Origin of the sequence: Sphingobium sp. ba1 (assembly GCF_000743655.1) — a bacterium.
Lineage (GTDB): Bacteria > Pseudomonadota > Alphaproteobacteria > Sphingomonadales > Sphingomonadaceae > Sphingobium.
Window position 1 is genome coordinate 1 of sequence record NZ_JPPQ01000031.1, and the last position, 3,689, is coordinate 3,689.

Annotated in this window: 3 protein-coding genes and 1 pseudogene; all 4 read right to left on the reverse strand. The window is 65.9% G+C overall.

All coding sequences use genetic code 11. The annotated features are described in order from the left end of the window. Nucleotides 1-265: pseudogene (locus IL54_RS02265) on the reverse strand (cytochrome P450); the annotation flags it as partial. Nucleotides 266-347: 82 nt separating this feature from the next. Then, a complete protein-coding gene (locus IL54_RS02270) occupies nucleotides 348-977 on the reverse strand; it encodes a DUF938 domain-containing protein (RefSeq protein WP_037472801.1) in 630 nt (209 codons plus the stop codon). Next, nucleotides 974-2,542, reverse strand: a complete 1,569-nt coding sequence (gene gcvPB, locus IL54_RS02275) for an aminomethyl-transferring glycine dehydrogenase subunit GcvPB (RefSeq protein WP_037472802.1) — start codon at nucleotides 2,540-2,542, stop codon at nucleotides 974-976. The genes IL54_RS02270 and gcvPB overlap by 4 nt, the downstream gene beginning before the upstream one ends. A 118-nt stretch (nucleotides 2,543-2,660) precedes the next feature. Then, a partial coding sequence (gcvPA, locus tag IL54_RS02280; RefSeq protein WP_052027516.1) for an aminomethyl-transferring glycine dehydrogenase subunit GcvPA occupies nucleotides 2,661-3,689 on the reverse strand: 1,029 nt, incomplete at its 5' end.

The window sequence follows — 3,689 nt, forward strand, 5'->3', positions numbered from 1 at the left end:
TCACCTCGCCAAGCCCCGGCGTCACCGCCAGCACTTCGCTCGACAGCCGGACATTGTCCGCCCACAGCGCGCGGACAATCTCGCCGCGCGTCGCGATCCAATGGCCGCCATTGGCGCTGGTCCACACGACGCCGGGACCATCCTCGCGCACCAGCGATTGCCACGCCGCGAAATAATCCTGTTCGACACCGGGCGGCGCAAAAATGTCGAAGTCGACGATCCGATCCGCCGGAACATGGGCAGGCCGCGCCATCATGCTCTGCATTATCCGTGCCTCCCCTTGCCCTGTTTATCGGGCGGGAAGCTATCGCAGGGCCACGCTCTGGCAAGCTGTGACTAGCGGCAGGTCAGGCGCGGCGAAAGATCAGCGTCAGATTGTTCGCGGGCATCGCCTCAACGCGATCGAGCGCAAAGCCCTGCGTCGTCGCCAGCGCAGCCACATCCTCCAACGCCCTTATCCCCCAACGCGGATCGGCCGCGCGCAAGCTGGCATCGAACTCCACATTGCTGGGCGCTGGCGCGACATCGGCCTGAAAATAGGGACCGTAGAGGATCAGCGGCGCGCCCGTCTGAAGCAGCCTGGCGCCATGCGTGAACAATCCCACCGTCGCTGCCCATGGGCTGATATGGGTCATATTGATGCACACCATCGCATCCGCCCGGTCGATCGGCCAGTCCGCCGCTGCATCCAGCAGCATCGGCGCACGCAGATTGGGCAGACGCGCTTCCGCGCGCCACGCCTCGATCGACGCCAGCGCGGCCGGATCGGGATCGCTCGGCTGCCAGTCGAGCGCAGGCAGCGCAGCGGCGAAATGCACCGCATGTTCGCCGCTCCCGCTCGCCACTTCCAGCACCAACCCGGACGATGGCAATGCCGCACGCAGCACCGCCAATATCGCATCCCGGTTCCGCAGCGTCGCGGGGGCGTGGCGCTTATACGCTTCGCCGTCCGCTTCGCCCGGAATCCAGGCCGTCATTCCGCCGCCTGCGCCATCACCGGCGCTTCCCAAGTCAGCACCGGCTTGCGCGCCGCCAGCGTCTCGTCCAGGCGACGACGTGGCGCATGATAGGGCGCGCCCTTCAACGCCTCGTCTCCGGCCTTGGCCCGTTCCGCCAACGACCGCAGAGCCATAATGAACTGGTCGAGCGCCGCCTTGCTCTCCGTCTCGGTCGGCTCGATCAACATCGCGCCATGGACGACCAGCGGGAAATACATGGTCATCGGGTGGAAGCCCTCGTCGATCAGCCCCTTGGCGATGTCGAGCGTCGTGAAGCCCTCGGCCAGCCCCTTGTCGCTGAACAGCGCCTCATGCATGCACGGCCCGCTGGTGCCGAATGGCGCGTCCAGCACATCGTCCAGGCTGCGCAGGATATAATTGGCGTTGAGGACCGCATCCTCCGCCACTTGCCGCAACCCGTCCGCGCCATGGCTCATGATATAGGCGAGCGCGCGGGTGAACATGCCCATCTGCCCGTGGAAAGCCACCATCCGGCCAAAGGTGCCGCCACGATGATCCTGCGCGGATTCCTCCTCGATCAGAACGAACTGGTCGCCCTGCTTCTCAACAAAGGGCAGCGGCGCATAGGGCGCCAGTGCCGCCGACAGCACGACCGGCCCGGAGCCGGGACCGCCGCCGCCATGCGGTGTCGAGAAGGTCTTGTGCAGATTGATATGCATCGCATCGACGCCCAGATCGCCCGGCCGCACCCGCCCGACGATGGCGTTGAAATTCGCCCCATCGCAGTAGACGAACGCCCCCGCCGCATGGACGGCATCGGAAATCGTCTTGAGGTCGCGCTCGAACAGCCCGCATGTATTGGGGTTGGTGATCATCACCGCCGCCACATCGGGCCCAAGCCGCGCCGTCAGCGCCGCCAGATCGACGCGGCCTTCGGGCGTCGCGGGAATATCCTCGACCTGATAGCCGCAAAAGGCCGCCGTGGCCGGATTGGTGCCATGGGCGCTTTCGGGCACCAGCACCACCGAGCGCGCATCGCCCCGCGCCTCCAGCGCTGCGCGGATCGCGAGCAGCCCGCACAACTCCCCATGCGCGCCCGCCTTGGGGCTCATCGCCACGCTATGCATCCCCGTCAGCGTCACCAGCCATTGTGCCAGTTCATGAATCACCGCCAACGCGCCCTGCACCGTCGATTGCGGGGCCAGCGGGTGCAGGTCCGCAAAACCGGGCATCCGCGCGACCTTTTCATTCAGGCGCGGATTATGCTTCATCGTGCAGGAGCCGAGCGGAAACAGGCCCAGGTCGATGGCATAATTCTGCCGCGATAGCCGCGTATAGTGGCGCACCGTTTCCTGTTCCGACAGGCCCGGCAGGCCGATCGCCTTGCGCTCCAACCCGCCAAGCCGGCTCGCAACCTTCGGCGCGGGCGCGAAATCGACGCCGGTCGTTTCGGTCGATCCAATCTCGAAGATCAGCGCCTCTTCCAGCATCAGCGCGCGATTTCCCGTCACCGTCGCCGGAGCCATATGCGCGTGTGCAACCGCGACCGGCGTGGTGGGACGGCCTTCCTTGAGCATGGTCATACGAACAAACCTTTCACCACAAACCGTTCGCCCTGAGCTTGTCGAAGGGCTGCACTTTTCTTCGGAGAGAAGGACGGGGCTTCGACAAGCTCAGCCCGAACGGAATAAGGAGAGATCGTCATACCAGTTCCTCCTCAAGCGCCGTGGCCAGCGCCTCTATATCCTCTGCCGTCACCGTTTCGGTCACTGCGACCACCAGCCCCTTGCCGATCGCGGGTGCATCGGGGAACAGCCGCCCCAGCGACACGCCACCCAGCACGCCCTTGTCGGCCAGGCTGCGCACGACATCGCGCGCATCCCTGGTCAGGACCAGGGTGAACTCATTGAAAAAACTGTCGTTGAGCAAGGTCACGCCCGGCACCTGCGCCAGCCGATCGGCGGCCTGCACAGCCAGGCCGTGATTGAGGCTCGCCATGTCCCGCAGGCCCCGTTCCCCCAGCAAGGTCATATGAATGCTGAACGCCAGCGCGCAGAGCCCTGAATTGGTGCAGATGTTCGACGTCGCCTTCTCGCGGCGGATATGCTGCTCGCGGGTCGACAGCGTCAGCACGAAGCCGCGCTTGCCCGCCGCATCCACCGTCTCGCCGCACAGGCGCCCCGGCATCTGCCGCACATATTTCTGCTTGCATGCGAACAGGCCGAGATACGGCCCGCCAAATTGCAGGCCGACGCCGATCGACTGGCCCTCGCCCACGACGATATCCGCGCCCATCTCGCCCGGCGGCACCAGCGCGCCCAGCGCCACCGGCTCCGTCACCACCGCCACCAGCAACGCGCCCGCCGCATGCGCCGCATCGGCGAGCGGCGTCAGATCGGCAATGCGGCCCAAAATGTCGGGATATTGCACCACGACGCAGCTCACATCCTTGTCGATCGCCGCGATCAGCGCGTCAATGTCCGTCTGCGCCGTCAGCGTGGGTGCCTCATGCGCCAGCACGTCGCCGGTGAACTTCGCCATCGTCCGCGCGACCGACACATAATGGGGGTGCAGGCCAGACGACAGGATCGCCTTGCCCCGCTTGGTGATGCGCCGCGCCATGCCGATCGCCTCCCAGCAGGCAGTCGACCCATCATACATGGACGCATTGGCGACGTGCTGGCGCATGAGGCACCCACGCTGACGGCGCAGACGGACATTGACGCGCTG